Source organism: [Bacillus] enclensis (genome assembly GCF_001456935.1).
Lineage (GTDB): Bacteria > Bacillota > Bacilli > Bacillales > Bacillaceae_B > Rossellomorea > Rossellomorea enclensis.
The window spans coordinates 222648-238527 of sequence record NZ_KQ758483.1; the positions used below are offsets into that span (position 1 = coordinate 222648).

The window sequence follows — 15880 nt, forward strand, 5'->3', positions numbered from 1 at the left end:
CTTTTCCACTGAATGTCGAAAAAAATCTAAAAAGTAAAAATAGATTGAAAATTTGTCGAATAACTATATAATATATTATGTATTGAAAAAATAGACAAAAAGGGGGGCTAAAGAATGGTCAGATATACTATTCAACGACTCGTTTATATGATCATCACTTTGGTTATCATTGCTACCGCTACTTTCTTTCTGATGAAGCTCCTTCCTGGATCTCCACTACAAAATCAAGAAAGGCTGTCTCCGGAACAACAGCAAATCATCTTGGATAAATACGGTCTGAATGACCCGCTTCCTGTGCAGTACGTAAACTACATGGCTGGACTTGCACAAGGTGATTTGGGATTATCATTCCAGTACGACAACCGTCCGGTTACACAAATGATCGGGGAACGTATTGGTCCTTCCGCACTTCTCGGTTTCCAATCAATCGTATTAGGAACAATTGTCGGGTTACTAGTTGGTATCATTGCAGCAATCAAACATAATACTGTGTGGGATTACGGTTCAACCTTCCTGGCAGTACTGGGGATTTCCATCCCTTCATTCGTATTTGCAGGACTTCTCCAATACTATGTTGGGGTTAAGCTTGAATGGTTCCCTGTAGCACTGTGGGGAGAGTATAAGCACACCGTTTTACCTACATTGGCATTAACGGTAGGTGTTGTGGCAACGATTGCACGTTTTATGCGAACTGAAATGCTTGAAATCCTGGGTTCAGATTATATCCTGCTTGCCAAAGCAAAGGGGATATCGAAGACTGGAACTGTCGTAAAGCACGCGGTCCGGAATGCGATGATACCTATCATCACGATTTTAGGGCCAATGACTGTAAGCATTATGACTGGAACACTTGTTATCGAGCGTATTTTCGCTGTCCCAGGTTTGGGGGATCAATTCGTTCGTTCGATTGAAATGAATGACTATACAGTCATAATGGGTGTGACATTATTCTATAGTGCATTATTGATTGCGGTCATCTTCTTAGTGGATATTATGTATGGAATTATCGACCCGCGTATTCGTTTGGCTGGAGGGAAGAAATAATGGAAACAAATAAACGAAAATTAGAACAGCTCAGTCCAGAACTCTTCCAGCAGCAAAAAGCTAATGAGGAAGAAGCAGAAAAAATCTCGCGTCCCACTCTGAACTTTTGGCAGGACGCATGGATTAGACTCCGAAAAAGCAAGGGTGCAATGATTGGGATCGTCATCATGCTGATAATTGCATTTTTTGCCATATTTGGACCTGGAATGAATGACCATAAATTCAGTGATCAAGAAATCCGTCATGCAAAACTCCCGCCTAAAATTGAAGCGCTTTCAGGAATCAGCTGGCTTCCGTTTGACGGTAAGGATGCTGATGGGTTTGATGTTTACGAATCAAGACAAGTAGAAGAAAATTACTGGTTCGGTACAGATGATTTGGGACGAGACCTTTGGACCAGAACATGGAGCGGTACAAGGATATCTTTATATATTGGTATTCTTGCAGCTTTCATTGATTTCTTAATCGGTATTTCCTATGGGGGCATCTCCGGTTACTATGGAGGAAAAGTGGATGACATCATGCAGCGTATCATTGAAATCCTTGTCGGGATTCCAAACTTGATTGTTGTCATTCTATTTATCTTGGTCTTTGAACCAGGGATCTTCTCGATTACAATGGCGATGGTCATAACCGGTTGGACAACTATGGCGAGGATTGTCCGCGGCCAGGTATTACAACTGAAGAATCAGGAATTCGTCCTTGCATCCCGTACTTTGGGAGCAAGCAGTAATCGACTGATTTTCAAACATTTACTTCCAAACGTAATGGGACCTGTCATCATCACCACGATGTTCACAGTTCCTGGTGCAATTTATACTGAAGCATTCTTAAGCTTTATCGGGTTGGGTATCGCACCGCCTAAAGCTTCATTGGGATCATTGGTAAACGACGGTTATAAGTCGATCCAATCATTCCCGCATATGATGCTTGTTCCATCTGTTGTTATCTCGTTGGTCATCTTAAGCTTTAACCTGATGGCAGATGGTCTGAGAGATGCACTCGATCCGAAAATGCGTAAGTAATGGAAGGGAGATAAGAAAATATGTCAAAGAGAATACTAGAAGTTAACAATCTTCATGTCTCCTTCAATACGCATGGAGGAGAAGTAAAAGCGGTACGCGGTGTGGATTTCCACCTGGACAAAGGGGAAACACTTGCCATCGTTGGTGAATCGGGTTCCGGTAAGTCGGTTACGACGAAAGCTGTTATGAGATTAATTCCTAATCCACCTGGATTCATAAAAGATGGCGAAATTAAATTTGAAGGCCGGGACCTTGCCACACTTTCTGAAAAAGCGATGGAAAAGGTAAGGGGTAAGGATATCTCGATGATATTTCAGGATCCTATGACGTCCTTGAATCCTACTATGACAATCGGAAAACAAATCATGGAACCTCTTGTTAAACACCAGAACATGAGCAAAAGTGATGCTAGAAAGAGAGCAATAGAGTTATTGAAATTAGTAGGACTGCCAAGTCCGGAAGCAAGAATTAAACAATACCCGCATCAATTCTCGGGTGGGCAGCGTCAGCGTGTGGTAATTGCAATTGCGTTAGCTTGCAACCCTAAAATTCTCATTGCAGATGAACCGACAACTGCACTCGACGTTACAATTCAAGCACAGATCCTTGAATTGATGAAGGATCTGCAAACAAAAATCGAAACTTCGATCATCTTTATCACCCATGACCTTGGTGTCGTCGCAAATGTCGCCGATCGTGTTGCTGTCATGTACGGAGGACAGATCGTGGAATCCGGAACGGTAGATGAAATCTTCTATGATCCGCGTCATCCTTATACGTGGGGATTGATTGGCTCCATGCCTACGACCGATACAGAAGGGGAACAGGAGTTGGTGGCAATTCCTGGAACACCTCCTGATCTGTTGAATCCTCCTCCTGGGGATGCATTTGCGCTAAGAAGCGAGTATGCAATGAAAATCGATTTCGAGCAGGAACCGCCATACTACAAAGTATCGGACACACATTTAGTTAAATCGTGGCTGATGCATCCAAGTGCACCAAACGTTGAGCCTCCTGAAGCAGTTAAACTGAGACATCGAAAAATGCCGTCTAACTATGCTGAGCCGGTACTAGTTGAGGAGGTCCGTTCATAATGGCTGAAAAGTTACTTGAAATTAAAAACCTAAAACAATACTTCAACCCTGGAAAACCGAATATGGTCAAGGCGGTTGATGATATTTCTTTCGATATTTACAAAGGTGAAACGCTAGGACTTGTTGGAGAATCCGGTTGCGGAAAATCAACAACCGGGCGTACGATCATCCGCCTGTATGATGCCACTGACGGTCAGGTTCTTTTTGAAGGCGACGATGTACACGGTAAGAAGAGCAGATCCCAGTTGAAGAAGTTCAACCGGAAAATGCAGATGATTTTCCAAGACCCTTATGCATCTCTTAACCCACGCCTGAAAGTACAAGATATCATCGCAGAGGGCATCGATATTCACGGACTTGCTTCCTCTAAAGAAGAACGTCTTAGAAAGGTCCATGAACTCCTTGAGACGGTTGGTTTAAACAAGGAGCACGCAGGACGTTATCCGCATGAGTTCTCAGGCGGACAAAGACAGCGTATCGGTATTGCACGTGCCCTTGCAGTAGATCCTGATTTCATCATTGCCGATGAGCCGATCTCTGCACTTGACGTATCGATCCAGGCACAGGTAGTCAATTTGATGCAGCAGCTTCAGAAAGAAAAAGGGTTGACTTATCTGTTCATTGCCCATGACCTGTCAATGGTAAAATACATCAGTGACCGTATCGGGGTAATGTATTTTGGTAAATTAGTAGAATTGGCACCAAGTGATGCTTTGTATAAGAACCCGCTTCACCCTTATACCCAGTCTCTGCTTTCTGCGATTCCACTACCAGATCCAGAGTATGAACGTACACGCAGAAGAAAAGAATACGATCCTGCGGTTCACAATTATACGGAAGAAGATCAGCTTGAAATGCGCGAGGTTGCGCCGGGGCACTTTGTATACTGCTCTGAAAAAGAGTTTGCGCAATATCAGGCACAGTATAAAGCCTGATATATTAAAGCTCCCTTGAAAAGGGGGCTTTTTTTCTTTATTCCACATTCAGAAAACGATAAACTTCTTCTTTTTCAAATGGAAAATACATATTCTGTTTATAAGAAATGTTATTCTGAAAATCCTTTTTGAGGGAGATATATCGTTACAGAAATCAGTCAAACTGATTTCCTCGGAAATTCACCCACTTTAGGTGTATATTCCCTGTTCCTTGAAGTTATTTCCTTGTTAAAATAGTAACAAGTGTTACAATTTTTAGTAGATAGTTATTTTTAAAGAGGAGAGGTTAATGTTGAAATGGAGTAAGCTGGCGACATCTTTCTGTTTGATCACAATGTGTGTATTGCCCATTCAATCAGTAAGTGCCGAATCTAAAGATAGTCAAGCTGAAAGCAGCCATGAAAAAAGGACTCTGACGCTGAGCAAAAAGGAAATTCCTGCTGCACCACCAAGATTTGTATATGATTCAGGTTATACTTTTAAATATCCTGACGCCATCAGGGGAGTATATGTCACGGGACATTCCGCCGGAGGGGAGCGTATCAATAAATTGACAAACCTGGTCGATTCGACGGATCTAAATGCGATGGTAATCGATATTAAGGATGACAATGGGAATCTTACATATGAACCGGAAGCATCTTCCTCATATGCTGATATTGGCCAGCCGTATATTAAGGATCCTAAATCACTGCTTGATAAATTGGAAGAAAAACAAATTTATCCGATTGCCCGGGTCGTTGTATTTAAAGATACTGTCCTGGCAAATAAAAAGCCTGAGTTATCCTATAAAGACGGCGGACAGGTCTGGAAAAACGGACGCGGCGAATCGTTCGTGAATCCATTTCTTAAAGAAGTATGGGATTATAACGTAGGCATCGCAATCGAAGCAGCGAAAATGGGATTCCAGGAAATCCAGTTTGATTATGTACGATTCCCGGAAGGGTTTGAAAAAAGAGACAAGGAACTGGAATATAGTACCGGTGAGTATACAGATAAAGAAAAGGACAATGTCCAAAAACGTGTGCAGGCCGTGACTGATTTTGTTGCCTATGCCGAGGAGAAATTAAAGCCGTATGGAGTAAAAGTATCCGTCGATATCTTCGGATACACAGCCACTCTCCCGGAGGCACCTGGAATCGGCCAGAACTTCTCGAAAATCTCTGAACATGTGGATGTCATATCCTCCATGATCTATCCAAGTCACTGGACGCCATACTTCGGGATTGCAAAGCCGGATCTCCAGCCGTATGAACTTGTGACAGAGTATGCAAAACTAGAAAATAAGAAACTGGCTGAACTTGAGGATCCCCCGATTTCAAGACCGTGGCTTCAAGATTTCACTGCTTCATGGTTAGGAAGCGGAAACTACAAAACATATGGAAAAGCTGAAATCGAAGCTCAAATCAAAGCCCTGAACGACCAGGGTATCAACGAATTCCTGCTATGGGATGCAGGAAACTCCTATACAGAAGGTGTAGACTACACCCCCTGATTTAATCGAAGGATGAGGGGCGTAAGTGTTTTATTCTCAATAAAAAACCGAACCGATTAGCATTTCAGATGTCAAATCGGTTCGGTTTTTTTGCATGTACATCAGAATTTACTCTATTCAGCGGTTGATTGGAGTGAAAGACGTAGACTCCTGCGGGAAGAGTAGCTTATAAGAAAAGCGGAAGGGCTTTGAAGAGAGGCGTGTGTTATAAGACGAATCGGCCAAGAAGGCGCTTTTTGCCTTCTTGGTCGGTTTGACTTATGACATGTGTACGGAAATCAATAGCGGTATTTAAACTCAATACTCACAATGCATGTATTCAAAGGAGGGTCAAGATTGATGGTAGGATATCATTTGACAATCGCGCTGAGATTGTTATGATTAAAATGGTAACATTAACCGCTTTACAACCACATCTCCCCCTTAGCAGGACTCATATCCTGCAAAACCGTTATTAAAATTAATTCCACAGAAAAGACTAACAACTGACATAATCCATTCAATTATGAGAAAAATAGTTTTATCCCGTTAGTCGGAAAAATTCAATTAAAGGAGCAGGTACATGCATTGGTATGAAAAGCTTAATCAATATTTCCCGGTCGAGGAAATGAAATCAAAAGAACATCTCGAAACGCTTCTTAAGGAACGAAGCGAAATATATCATAAAGATGAGGGGCAGCATCACGTATTGATGTATGCTGAACTTGATGAATTCATCTTTATTGATTATCTATTCGTTTCTAAGGATGCACGTGGCCAGGGACTTGGTCATAAACTTCTTGAAAAGCTGAAGACAAAGAATAAACCGATCATCCTTGAGGTAGAACCTGTCGATTACGAAGACACGGATACTGAAAAGCGTTTGAAGTTTTACAAGAGGGAAGGATTCGAGCATGCAGTAAGTATCGGATATGCCAGGAAATCCCTTGCTACAAATGAAGTAAACGCAATGGAAATTTTATATTGGGCACCCAATGAAGAGACAGAGGAATTAATTTTTGATTCCATGAAAAAAACGTACGAACTGATCCATACCTACAAGGACGAGAAATTCTACGGTGCATCCTATCAGCCGGTGGATGAAGTCCTAAAGCGCGACGAAGATCGAGAAGAAGACTTGTTGAAAGATTTATAAAAAACATGGAAATAAACTTTTGCTAACTGTTGATTACGTAAACAAAATACTATTCAGAAAACCTTATTGCGATTCGCAATAAGGTTTTCTAAATGAAAATAGTAAGTTGTAAAAAGAATGTTTATCCCTCTAGAAAAGCGGGTAAATATTATTTAGAAACATAAATATATAGCTTATGTTAAACGAATGTGTAAGAAGTTTGACAAATTCATTAAAAGTATGTTCATCGACTCGCAATTCATGTATAATACATAATAGAGATTTCTTATTTAAACTAATTTTAAATAACGCAGCTGTTTAAATAAAATACTCTATATCATACACTACTAAAAACTATTTAAGGGAGTGTGAATGACGTGGTTACATTATTCACTTCACCTAGTTGTACATCTTGTCGCAAGGCAAAAGCTTGGTTAGAAGAGCACGAGATTCCATATACAGAGCGTAACGTTTTCTCTGAGCCTTTAAGCATTGACGAAATCAAGGAAATCCTCCGCATGACTGAGGATGGTACTGATGAAATCATTTCTACACGTTCCAAGACTTTTCAGAAGCTTAATGTGGATTTAGAAACATTACCACTTCAAGAATTGTTTGAGCTTATCCAAAAGAATCCTGGATTACTTAGACGTCCGATCATCCTGGATGAAAAGCGTTTGCAAGTTGGATATAATGAAGATGAAATTAGACGCTTCCTTCCAAGGAAGGTACGCACTTTTCAACTTCTTGAAGCTCAAAGAATGGTTAATTAATCAATCATTCACATTCCCGCATCTTTTTAAGTCTGCGGGAATATACAATTAAAAGGGGCTGACCCTTAAAGGACGTTTTGTTTCCTTGCGGGTTAGCCTTTTTATTTTTCCACTAATTTTTGCACGGAAACGGTTAGCTGTGACATAACTTAGTAATAAGTATTATCACTTGAATTTTCTGCAAATATTAGCTAAAATGTCAAAAACAATTGATTTAGTTCAATCTGTCCAGATGAAAAATGGGTGTTAATTTAATTCCATTTTACGTACAGATAACATAAAATAGAAGTACAAGGTACAAACTAACTTAAATGTATCTTCTGTCTTCACCAACAGTCTGGCATTTCAGTCAGACAGTCGGGCTTTACAGCTCATGGGGTGTAGTCCCTTCACTAATTTTACGCAAGAAGGGAGAGGTGTTAAATGGAAATCGAACGCATAAATGAAAATACAGTTAAATTCTATATTTCATATGGGGATATAGAGGATAGAGGCTTTGATCGTGAGGAAATCTGGTATAACCGAGAAAGAAGCGAAGAACTTTTCTGGGAAATGATGGATGAAGTTCATCAAGAAGAAGATTTCGGTATCGAGGGTCCCTTATGGATCCAAGTACAGGCTTTGGACAAAGGACTTGAAGTACTTGTCACAAGGGCGCAGGTTTCCAAGGATGGTCAACGTTTTGAATTGCCAATCCCTGAAGATAAATTAAAAGAGCTTCCTGTCGACGAACGGATCGAGGAGCTGCTTGATCAACACTTCCAAATCAAACAGGACCAGGACGAAGATACGGAAGTTGCACTGGATTTCACACTTAAGTTCAGTGATTTCGAAGATTCCATTTCTTTATCGCAGAGATTGAAGGATATATCCGCTGAAAACTTGGATACGAAGTTACTTGCTTTTGAAAATAATTATTACCTTTATATCAAGTTTTCAGAGGAGCACTTCTCAGAAGAAGAAATCGATGACATGTTGAGCATCTTGCTTGAGTACGCAGACGAGTCAAGAATGACCGTTCATCGTCTTGAGGAGTATGGTAAAGTTGTCATCGACCAAAATGTATTCGAAACACTAAGTGCATACTTTTCATAAGCGCGAATACCGGTTTCATCTTGAAATCGGTATTTTTTTATTAAGTGTGATTGAATGGATAAATTAAATTTTTTTAACAAATATCAATGATAAACTACATAATTGTTTATTTTGAGTTCACAGGAAGGTGTAACAAATGAAGAATACGGTGAAAGTGCTCATATTTATCGCAGCCATAAGCCTCAGCTACTTTTACTTTTTGGATCAATATTTTGAAGGTATGATAAAATACGTAAGTTTACTGTTCACGTTTTCAGTCATAATCATAGGTTTTTTAATATTCATTGAGAATCGTCATCCGACTCAAACACTTACTTGGCTCGTCGTCCTTGGTGCTTTCCCTTTTCTTGGTTTTATCTTCTACCTTTTATTCGGAAGGAATTACCGGAAGGAGAAAATGTACAAGAAAAAGCATATCCTTGATAAGGAGACCTACAATAAGTATGAACCAGGCCCGAAGGACATGAATCCGGAGATGTTCGGGTTCTATCAGGAAAAACATGTACAGCTCGCCCAGCGAATCGGGAACAGTGCCATTTCCTTTTCAAGTGAAACGAAAGTATTGACTAATGGGCAGGAAACATTCGGTGAAATATTGCGATGGCTAAAAACAGCCAAGCATCATATCCATATGGAATATTATATCGTCCGCCATGATGATATAGGGAACCAGATAAAAGATGTGTTGATCGAACGTGCCCGGGACGGGGTAAAAGTCCGGTTTCTTTACGATGCTGTAGGGGCATGGCAATTATCAAATGAGTATCTCAGGGAATTAAAAAATGCGGGGATTGAAGTTGTACCGTTCGGCCCGGTGAAGATCCCATTCCTTAATAATAAATTCAATTTCCGAAATCATCGTAAAATCATTGTCATTGATGGAAGCATCGGATTTGTCGGGGGTCTTAACATAGGAGATGAATACCTGGGGAAAAACCCGAGTTTTGGATTCTGGAGGGATACCCACCTATTTGTCAGAGGAGAGGCTGTCCGCACGCTCCAGCTTATTTTCCTTCAGGATTGGTATTATATGACAAATGATGACTTCCTTACTCCGGGTTATCTCAGCCCCGATCCCGTCAGTGAAATACATGACGGAGGGGTACAGATGATAGCAGGAGGTCCGGACAATGAACTTAGTGTACTGAAAAACATTTTCTTTTCAATGATCACTTCCGCACAGGAAAGCGTTTGGGTTGCATCCCCTTACTTCATACCGGATGAAGATATCTTCTCAGCTTTAAAAATTGCCGCGTTGAGCGGAGTGGATGTCAGGCTGCTTGTCCCGCATAAACCTGATAAGCGAATTGTGTTTCATGCCTCCAGGTCATATTTTCCTGAACTATTGGAAGCAGGCGTGAGGATATATGAATATCAAAAGGGATTCATGCACAGTAAAATAGTCATTGTCGACAAAGAGTTAGCTTCAATTGGCACTTCCAATATGGATATGAGGAGCTTTCATTTGAATTTCGAAGTAAATGCCTTCCTGTATAAAACGACGAGCACCCAATCCCTCGTGGACGAATACCTGAATGACCTGGAGCATTCCTTCGAACTTTCACACGACGAATTTCAGAAAAGGCATATGGGATATCGAATACTTGAATCCACCTCCCGTTTGATGTCGCCATTGTTATAATAGAAAGAGGACTGGGACAAAAATGTTTTGTCTGAGTAAAACCCGAACTAATTTGCACAAAATGCGGCAAATTAGTTCGGGTTTTTAATTTGTTAAAAAAACACTTAGGTTTTAGTCTTTTCTAGCGGTTGATTGGAGTGCAAGACGAAGACTCCTGCGGGAAGAGTAGCTTATGTGAGACCTGTCCAGCTCCAGGGCTTAGAGGCACATGTCATAAGTCAAACCGGCCAAGAAGGCAAAGAACGCCTTCGTGACCGATTCGCATTATGCCACCAGCCTCTAAACAAAGCCCTTCCGCTTTTCTTCCCGCAGGCTTGCCGAGGAGACTCACGGGCTACCCGCGGAAAGCGTAGTCTTGCACGGAAATCATTAGCGATATAAAGAACCTATACTGATATTTTCGTCTTTATATGACAATATTTTAGTTTTGTCCCAACCTCTTTTTTGCAGGATTTTTCCAATTCGTGTCGAATAAGATTTGAAGGAGGTGTTCTATGTTAACAGCTATAATGGATCATCAGCATTTTACGGCCATTCACCATTCTAAAGAAGAACTGTTGAATTTAAGGAAAAGTTTAAAAACGTTTACCTGTCCTCACTGTTCATCCCCCTTGATCCTCAAGATCGGTAATATAAAAATCCCGCATTTTGCTCACACTTCAAAGCTCCCATGCATACTTGAAACAAAAAAGGAAACCCCTGACCATATATGGAGCAAAGCCTTGTTATATAAAAGACTGTCGCAGCTATTTCAGGATGTAAAGCTGGAGCATTTTGTAAAAGAGGTTCAGCAGATTCCCGATCTCCTCATCACGGAGAGAGGATATCGGATTGCAATCGAGATTCAATGCAGCACGATTCCACTTTCCGAAATAAAAGAGAGGACAGAAGGTTTTAGAAAAGGGAACATACATCCCATATGGATCTTAACCCAGCCCCTGACTATCGGCACCCCCCTTAAATTAACAAGTTTCCAGCAGGGATTCATCCGTTTTTCAGAGGAACTTCACTTTTACCTGCTTCACTTTGATCCCTCGAATGAATCTTTCACGATCTTTCCGCATCTCACACCAGTAAGCACAAATTCATTTTTCTTCTCAAAAGAAATCGAAATCCCACTTGATACATTCACTATCCCGGTATCCATTCTTCCTCCGGATCAAGCAAATTCCCTTTTTCTAAAGAACTGGAAACGTTACAGGGAAAAATGGATAAATAACAAAATACAGTTCAGTTCCGCCCGCCGTGATCCGTTTCTCTCTGAAGTATATAGAGAAGGTGATACATTCCTTTATTTACCGTTGTTTATCGGCTTACCGGTCATTCCTCACATGACCTTGATCAAAACCCATCCACTTCAGTGGCAATACTACATTTGGAAAGATGTACTCAAAAAATCCCCCTATTTCACTAGAGAGATGATTTATAGTGCCTTCATGCGCAGGCTGGAAAATGGGAGTATTGAAACAAGGAATTTCCCGCTGCATTCGACGGGCAGCAGCATTAAAACATTAATCAATGATTATCTATGCTTATTAGAAAAATTAGAGATCATACAGAAAAAAAGGGGAAAAGGCTATAAGTTAACCGCTAAATGGATCTGTCCAAAAACCTTCATCGACTATCAACAGCACGAACATGATTTATTTCCTAAATTGAAGCATATATTAAAAAAGGACTAATCAAGATTGTTTTCTTGCAGGAATATCCTGCTTGAGAGAGAATGTAACTATAAGGAATAGTCTGTAGATTCAGAATGGAGGATGTATATGTCAAATGACACAGTAACAAAAAGTCTGCCAACCAGAGATCAAGTGGAAGAAAACTTGACTTGGAGGCTGGAAGATATTTTTGAAAGTGATGAAGCCTGGGAGAAAGAATATAAAGAAATCAAAGGAATGATCAATAAAGCCGAAGAATTCAAAGGAACGTTAAGCAGCAGTTCTGATCAACTGTATAAAGCCTTGAGCTTTCAAGATGAAATTATGGAAAGAATGGGCAGGGTCTATACATATTCTCACATGCGCTATGACCAGGATACCACGAATTCACATTATCAGGGGCTGGATGACCGTGCAAAAAGTCTCTATACCCAATTAGGCAGCAAGTTCGCATATCTTGTGCCTGAAATCCTTTCGATCGATGAAGACACACTGAAAGGCTTCCTCAAGGAAAAGGAAAAACTCAAGAAATATAAGCATGCACTGGAAGAGATCAATTTGCAGCGCCCCCACGTGTTATCTGCTGAAGAGGAAGCCCTTTTGGCCCAAGCTTCTGAAGTGTTCAGTGCAGCAAGCAATACGTTCGGGATGCTGAATAATGCAGATTTGGAATTCCCAAGCATTAAGGATGAGGATGGGGAAGAAGTGGATATTACACACGGCCGCTTTATTCGTTTCCTTGAAAGCAGTGACAGACGGGTGCGTGAAGAAGCATTTAAAAAGGTATATGAAACGTATGGGAAATTTGAAAATACATTTGCCTCGACACTCAGCGGTGCTGTAAAGAAAGATAACTTTACAGCAAGTGTCAGAAATTATGATTCTGCGCGGCACGCGGCGTTATCTAATAACAATATTCCTGAGCAGGTGTACGATAACCTTGTAGAAACGGTGAATAAGAATCTTCACCTGCTGCAGCGTTACGTGAAGCTCCGTAAGAAAGTACTCGGACTTGATGAGGTCCACATGTATGATCTTTATACGCCGCTTGTAAAAGAAGTGAAAATGGAAATCGGCTATGAAGAAGCGAAAGAAATGATCCTAAAAGGACTGGAACCGCTGGGTGAAGACTATGCTTCGGTCCTGAAAGACGGATTTGATAACCGCTGGGTGGATGTTGTGGAAAACAAAGGAAAACGAAGCGGTGCATACTCCTCGGGAGCGTACGGCACCAACCCTTATATCCTCATGAATTGGCAGGACAATGTCAACAATCTGTTTACATTGGCACATGAATTCGGGCACAGTGTGCATAGTTATTATACAAGATCCTCACAGCCATATACTTATGGTCACTATTCAATCTTCGTGGCGGAAGTCGCATCAACATGCAATGAAGCATTACTGAATGACTATCTATTGAACACGATAGATGATGAAAAGAAACGCTTATATTTATTAAATCATTATTTGGAAGGGTTCAGGGGCACTGTGTTCCGACAAACAATGTTTGCAGAATTCGAGCACTTGATCCATAAGAAAGCACAGGAAGGGGAAGCTTTGACTTCTGATTTCCTTACAAAAGAATATTACGCACTCAATAAGAAATACTTTGGGGACGAGATCTCCATCGATGAGGAAATCGGTCTTGAGTGGGCTCGCATCCCTCATTTCTATTACAACTATTATGTATATCAATATGCTACCGGGTTCTCGGCAGCCACTGCATTAAGCAAGCAGATCCTTGAAGAGGGGGACACAGCCGTTGAAAGGTATATTGAATTCCTTAAAGCGGGAAGCTCTGATTATCCTATTGAAGTATTGAAAAAGGCAGGAGTCGATATGACGACCTCCAAACCGGTGGAGGAAGCTTGTAAAGTATTTGAAGAAAAACTGAATGAAATGGAAGAATTATTGGAGAAGTTACAATAATGATGAAAAGGGAGGAGCCTGTTTTGGCTCCTCCCATCTTTATGACTTAAATCCCTTGAATCTCTTCCTGTTTCCAACAGTATAGAAAAAAATCAACAGTGATAGGAATAGTATGGGAGCTGTGATGAGAAGCGGGATGAGATTCATCAACCCAAGAATATGAATGATAAAGCTGAACAGGATCAATACGATCAGCAGCACAAATTTCAGACTTAATCTCATCGTGGTACCTCCTCAGAAGGTTTATATCACTATATGACAAGCTGATGAAGTTCATTCATGGATTTTGACAATATTGTGAAATACCATACAAACAACTTGCCAATACAAGTTCATACATGATATATTATCAGTGTGAAGTTGATCACAAGCAAACATATACCCCTTTGTTTGACCGTGAAAAATTTCTCCCATCCCCTTTGTTCGTATAGAAAACCCGATGTTGGAAACAACATCGGGTTTTCCCGTTACTCACGATATTCATTATTCTAAAATAACTAATCAGCGATATATCTCCAAAATGTCCCGTGCTTTGCAGGGATCCTTTTTACTTTCTGCTGCAAAATCCACTTCTTCATTTGTTTTTCTACTTCTTCAATGGACAAATCATATACAACGGCAATTTCCTTGGATGCTACAAAACGGTAATGTTTCATGAATTCATCCAGTGTCGGCAGAGGGTTTTTCTCCGGTTTAATTGTCAGCATCTCTTCAATGATGTGAACGTATACCTCATAAGAATACAATCCGGTAACCTTCAACCCTTCATCTTCGATATTTTCATTAAAAAAGACAAGGGTAGGGATTTCATCGACATCCATTTCTGTCGTGATTTTTACGTCGCATTGAAATGCTTTTGATGCTGAGTAGGAGTGGATATCATTCATAAATTCATTGAGGTCGAGCTTTGCTTCCTCAGCACAATCCTTAAGCACATCGAAATTCGAAATATCCTGTTTTTGAAGGAATAACCGCTCCTGCAGGTATCGTAAAAAACGAATACCCGAATGTTTTCCCTGCAATTCTGCCGCCTTTATTGCAAACGAAGCAATATAGGGTGAATCAATCGGGTTATCGAACCATAAGCTTCCATCACATGACATACCTGACCGGCTTGCGGTTTTCTCCCATTGCTGGGCGAGGTCTTCCTGTTTACGCTTTGTCGCAATATTTAATGATGAAAGCTGACCGCTTAAAATATAACGGATGCGAAAGTACTGGCCGTATTCAATCCTGAGCTTTTTTAAAATAGGTTCTAATGCCCAGCATTCCGGACACAAGGGATCAACAAACATATATATTTCAAGTGGTTTCTTTTCAGCTCCTCCACAAGAATTGAGCGGACTTGAATGATGTAAACTAGTCAACGCTGGTTCTCTCCGGTGTTTCCGTATTGACCATATGATGGGCGGTCAAGACCAGTCTGTGAAAGAAGTCTTCCCGTACCGGACCCTCAAGTTCCACTTCGTCCATTGCATCATGCATACAGCCCAGCCATGCTTTCGCTCTCTCTTCCGTGATCGGAAAAGGGAGATGCCTTGCACGCAGCATAGGATGTCCATGTTCTTCAGTATAAAGAGGTGGTCCGCCTAAATATTGAGTCAGAAATTGCTTCTGTTTACGGGCCGTCTCAGTTAGATCTTCCGGGAAAATAGGTGCAAGCAACTCGTGCTTGGACACTCTATTATAAAATGCATCAACGAGCATGGAGAGTTTCTTTTCGCCGATTAAGTTATAAGGCATTTTAGGTTTCTCGACCATAAGAAGGACTCCTTTTTACTTAGAATGTAAGTTTATTCTAGCAAGCATTCATGTATATCTCAAACAAATCGCCTTGATGGCGCAAGAATCTGTAAAGTTAGTGTTGCCAGAATGATGTACCCTATCCCAATGAGAAAACAAGTGAGAACCGAAAGAAAGCAAACAATAAGAGGCTTAACCAACAGTGTTTTAGTCTAAGTAAAACCCGAACTAATTTGCAAAAGATAGGGCAAATTAGTTCGGGTTTTTAAGTTGTTCAAAGTGCATTTAGAGTTTAGCCCTTTCTAGCGATTGATTGGAGTGCAAGAC

Annotated in this window: 14 protein-coding genes; 11 read left to right on the top strand and 3 right to left on the bottom strand. The window is 40.8% G+C overall.

Translation table 11 applies throughout. The features are described from left to right. Positions 1-114: 114 nt before the first annotated feature. The 11 genes from opp3b to pepF all read left to right on the top strand — a co-directional run bounded on the left by opp3b (position 115) and on the right by pepF (position 13810). Complete coding sequence (gene opp3b / locus AS034_RS08830; RefSeq protein WP_032089167.1) at positions 115-1044, top strand: oligopeptide ABC transporter permease; 930 nt, start codon at positions 115-117, stop codon at positions 1042-1044. Next, the gene (opp3C, locus tag AS034_RS08835; RefSeq protein ID WP_058298250.1) at positions 1044-2069 is read left to right on the top strand and encodes an oligopeptide ABC transporter permease; all 1026 of its coding nucleotides are present in this window, start codon (positions 1044-1046) and stop codon (positions 2067-2069) included. Before opp3b ends, opp3C begins: the two co-directional genes overlap by 1 nt. 20 nt (positions 2070-2089) lie before the next feature. Continuing rightward, positions 2090-3163 carry an ABC transporter ATP-binding protein gene (locus AS034_RS08840; RefSeq protein ID WP_032089165.1) on the top strand — a complete coding sequence of 358 codons (1074 nt, stop codon included), beginning with the start codon at positions 2090-2092 and terminating at the stop codon, positions 3161-3163. Continuing rightward, positions 3163-4098, top strand: a complete 936-nt coding sequence (locus AS034_RS08845) for an ABC transporter ATP-binding protein (protein ID WP_032089164.1) — start codon at positions 3163-3165, stop codon at positions 4096-4098. The genes AS034_RS08840 and AS034_RS08845 overlap by 1 nt, the downstream gene beginning before the upstream one ends. Before the next feature lie 292 nt (positions 4099-4390). Beyond that, positions 4391-5593 (top strand): putative glycoside hydrolase, encoded by a 1203-nt coding sequence (locus AS034_RS08850; RefSeq protein ID WP_244888138.1) that lies wholly within the window; start codon positions 4391-4393, stop codon positions 5591-5593. A gap of 562 nt (positions 5594-6155) precedes the next feature. Further along, complete coding sequence (locus tag AS034_RS08855) at positions 6156-6728, top strand: GNAT family N-acetyltransferase (protein WP_058298252.1); 573 nt, start codon at positions 6156-6158, stop codon at positions 6726-6728. A 356-nt stretch (positions 6729-7084) separates the two neighbouring features. Beyond that, a complete protein-coding gene (spxA, locus tag AS034_RS08860) occupies positions 7085-7480 on the top strand; it encodes a transcriptional regulator SpxA (RefSeq protein ID WP_032089161.1) in 396 nt (131 codons plus the stop codon). Between the two features lie 423 nt (positions 7481-7903). Then, positions 7904-8575, top strand: a complete 672-nt coding sequence (mecA, locus tag AS034_RS08865) for an adaptor protein MecA (protein ID WP_058298253.1) — start codon at positions 7904-7906, stop codon at positions 8573-8575. Positions 8576-8711: 136 nt separating this feature from the next. Further along, complete coding sequence (gene cls / locus AS034_RS08870) at positions 8712-10217, top strand: cardiolipin synthase (RefSeq protein WP_058298254.1); 1506 nt, start codon at positions 8712-8714, stop codon at positions 10215-10217. A gap of 494 nt (positions 10218-10711) precedes the next feature. Further along, on the top strand, positions 10712-11899 hold the full coding sequence (locus AS034_RS08875; RefSeq protein ID WP_058298255.1) for a competence protein CoiA: 1188 nt from the start codon (positions 10712-10714) through the stop codon (positions 11897-11899). Between the two features lie 87 nt (positions 11900-11986). Further along, positions 11987-13810 (top strand): oligoendopeptidase F, encoded by a 1824-nt coding sequence (gene pepF / locus AS034_RS08880; protein WP_058298256.1) that lies wholly within the window; start codon positions 11987-11989, stop codon positions 13808-13810. A 39-nt stretch (positions 13811-13849) separates the two neighbouring features. Here pepF and AS034_RS08885 read toward each other — a convergent pair whose 3' ends face one another. From AS034_RS08885 to AS034_RS08895, 3 genes are all read right to left on the bottom strand, one after another. After that, the gene (locus tag AS034_RS08885) at positions 13850-14032 is read right to left on the bottom strand and encodes a hypothetical protein (RefSeq protein WP_032089142.1); all 183 of its coding nucleotides are present in this window, start codon (positions 14030-14032) and stop codon (positions 13850-13852) included. 275 nt (positions 14033-14307) lie between these two features. After that, complete coding sequence (locus tag AS034_RS08890; protein ID WP_032089141.1) at positions 14308-15177, bottom strand: ClpXP adapter SpxH family protein; 870 nt, start codon at positions 15175-15177, stop codon at positions 14308-14310. Then, entirely contained in the window at positions 15170-15571 is a 402-nt protein-coding gene (locus AS034_RS08895; RefSeq protein WP_032089140.1) for a globin domain-containing protein, read from the bottom strand. Before AS034_RS08895 ends, AS034_RS08890 begins: the two co-directional genes overlap by 8 nt. Positions 15572-15880 lie beyond the last annotated feature (309 nt).

Excerpts from the sequence above, each read along its gene's own strand:
- AS034_RS08875 (WP_058298255.1), top strand. The coding sequence starts at position 10,712 with ATGTTAACAGCTATAATGGATCATCAGCATTTTACGGCCATTCACCAT.
- AS034_RS08885 (WP_032089142.1), bottom strand. The coding sequence starts at position 14,032 with ATGAGATTAAGTCTGAAATTTGTGCTGCTGATCGTATTGATCCTGTTC.
- mecA (WP_058298253.1), top strand. The coding sequence starts at position 7,904 with ATGGAAATCGAACGCATAAATGAAAATACAGTTAAATTCTATATTTCA.
- opp3C (WP_058298250.1), top strand. The coding sequence starts at position 1,044 with ATGGAAACAAATAAACGAAAATTAGAACAGCTCAGTCCAGAACTCTTC.
- AS034_RS08840 (WP_032089165.1), top strand. The coding sequence starts at position 2,090 with ATGTCAAAGAGAATACTAGAAGTTAACAATCTTCATGTCTCCTTCAAT.
- opp3b (WP_032089167.1), top strand. The coding sequence starts at position 115 with ATGGTCAGATATACTATTCAACGACTCGTTTATATGATCATCACTTTG.
- AS034_RS08895 (WP_032089140.1), bottom strand. The coding sequence starts at position 15,571 with ATGGTCGAGAAACCTAAAATGCCTTATAACTTAATCGGCGAAAAGAAA.
- pepF (WP_058298256.1), top strand. The coding sequence starts at position 11,987 with ATGTCAAATGACACAGTAACAAAAAGTCTGCCAACCAGAGATCAAGTG.
- cls (WP_058298254.1), top strand. The coding sequence starts at position 8,712 with ATGAAGAATACGGTGAAAGTGCTCATATTTATCGCAGCCATAAGCCTC.
- AS034_RS08855 (WP_058298252.1), top strand. The coding sequence starts at position 6,156 with ATGCATTGGTATGAAAAGCTTAATCAATATTTCCCGGTCGAGGAAATG.
- AS034_RS08845 (WP_032089164.1), top strand. The coding sequence starts at position 3,163 with ATGGCTGAAAAGTTACTTGAAATTAAAAACCTAAAACAATACTTCAAC.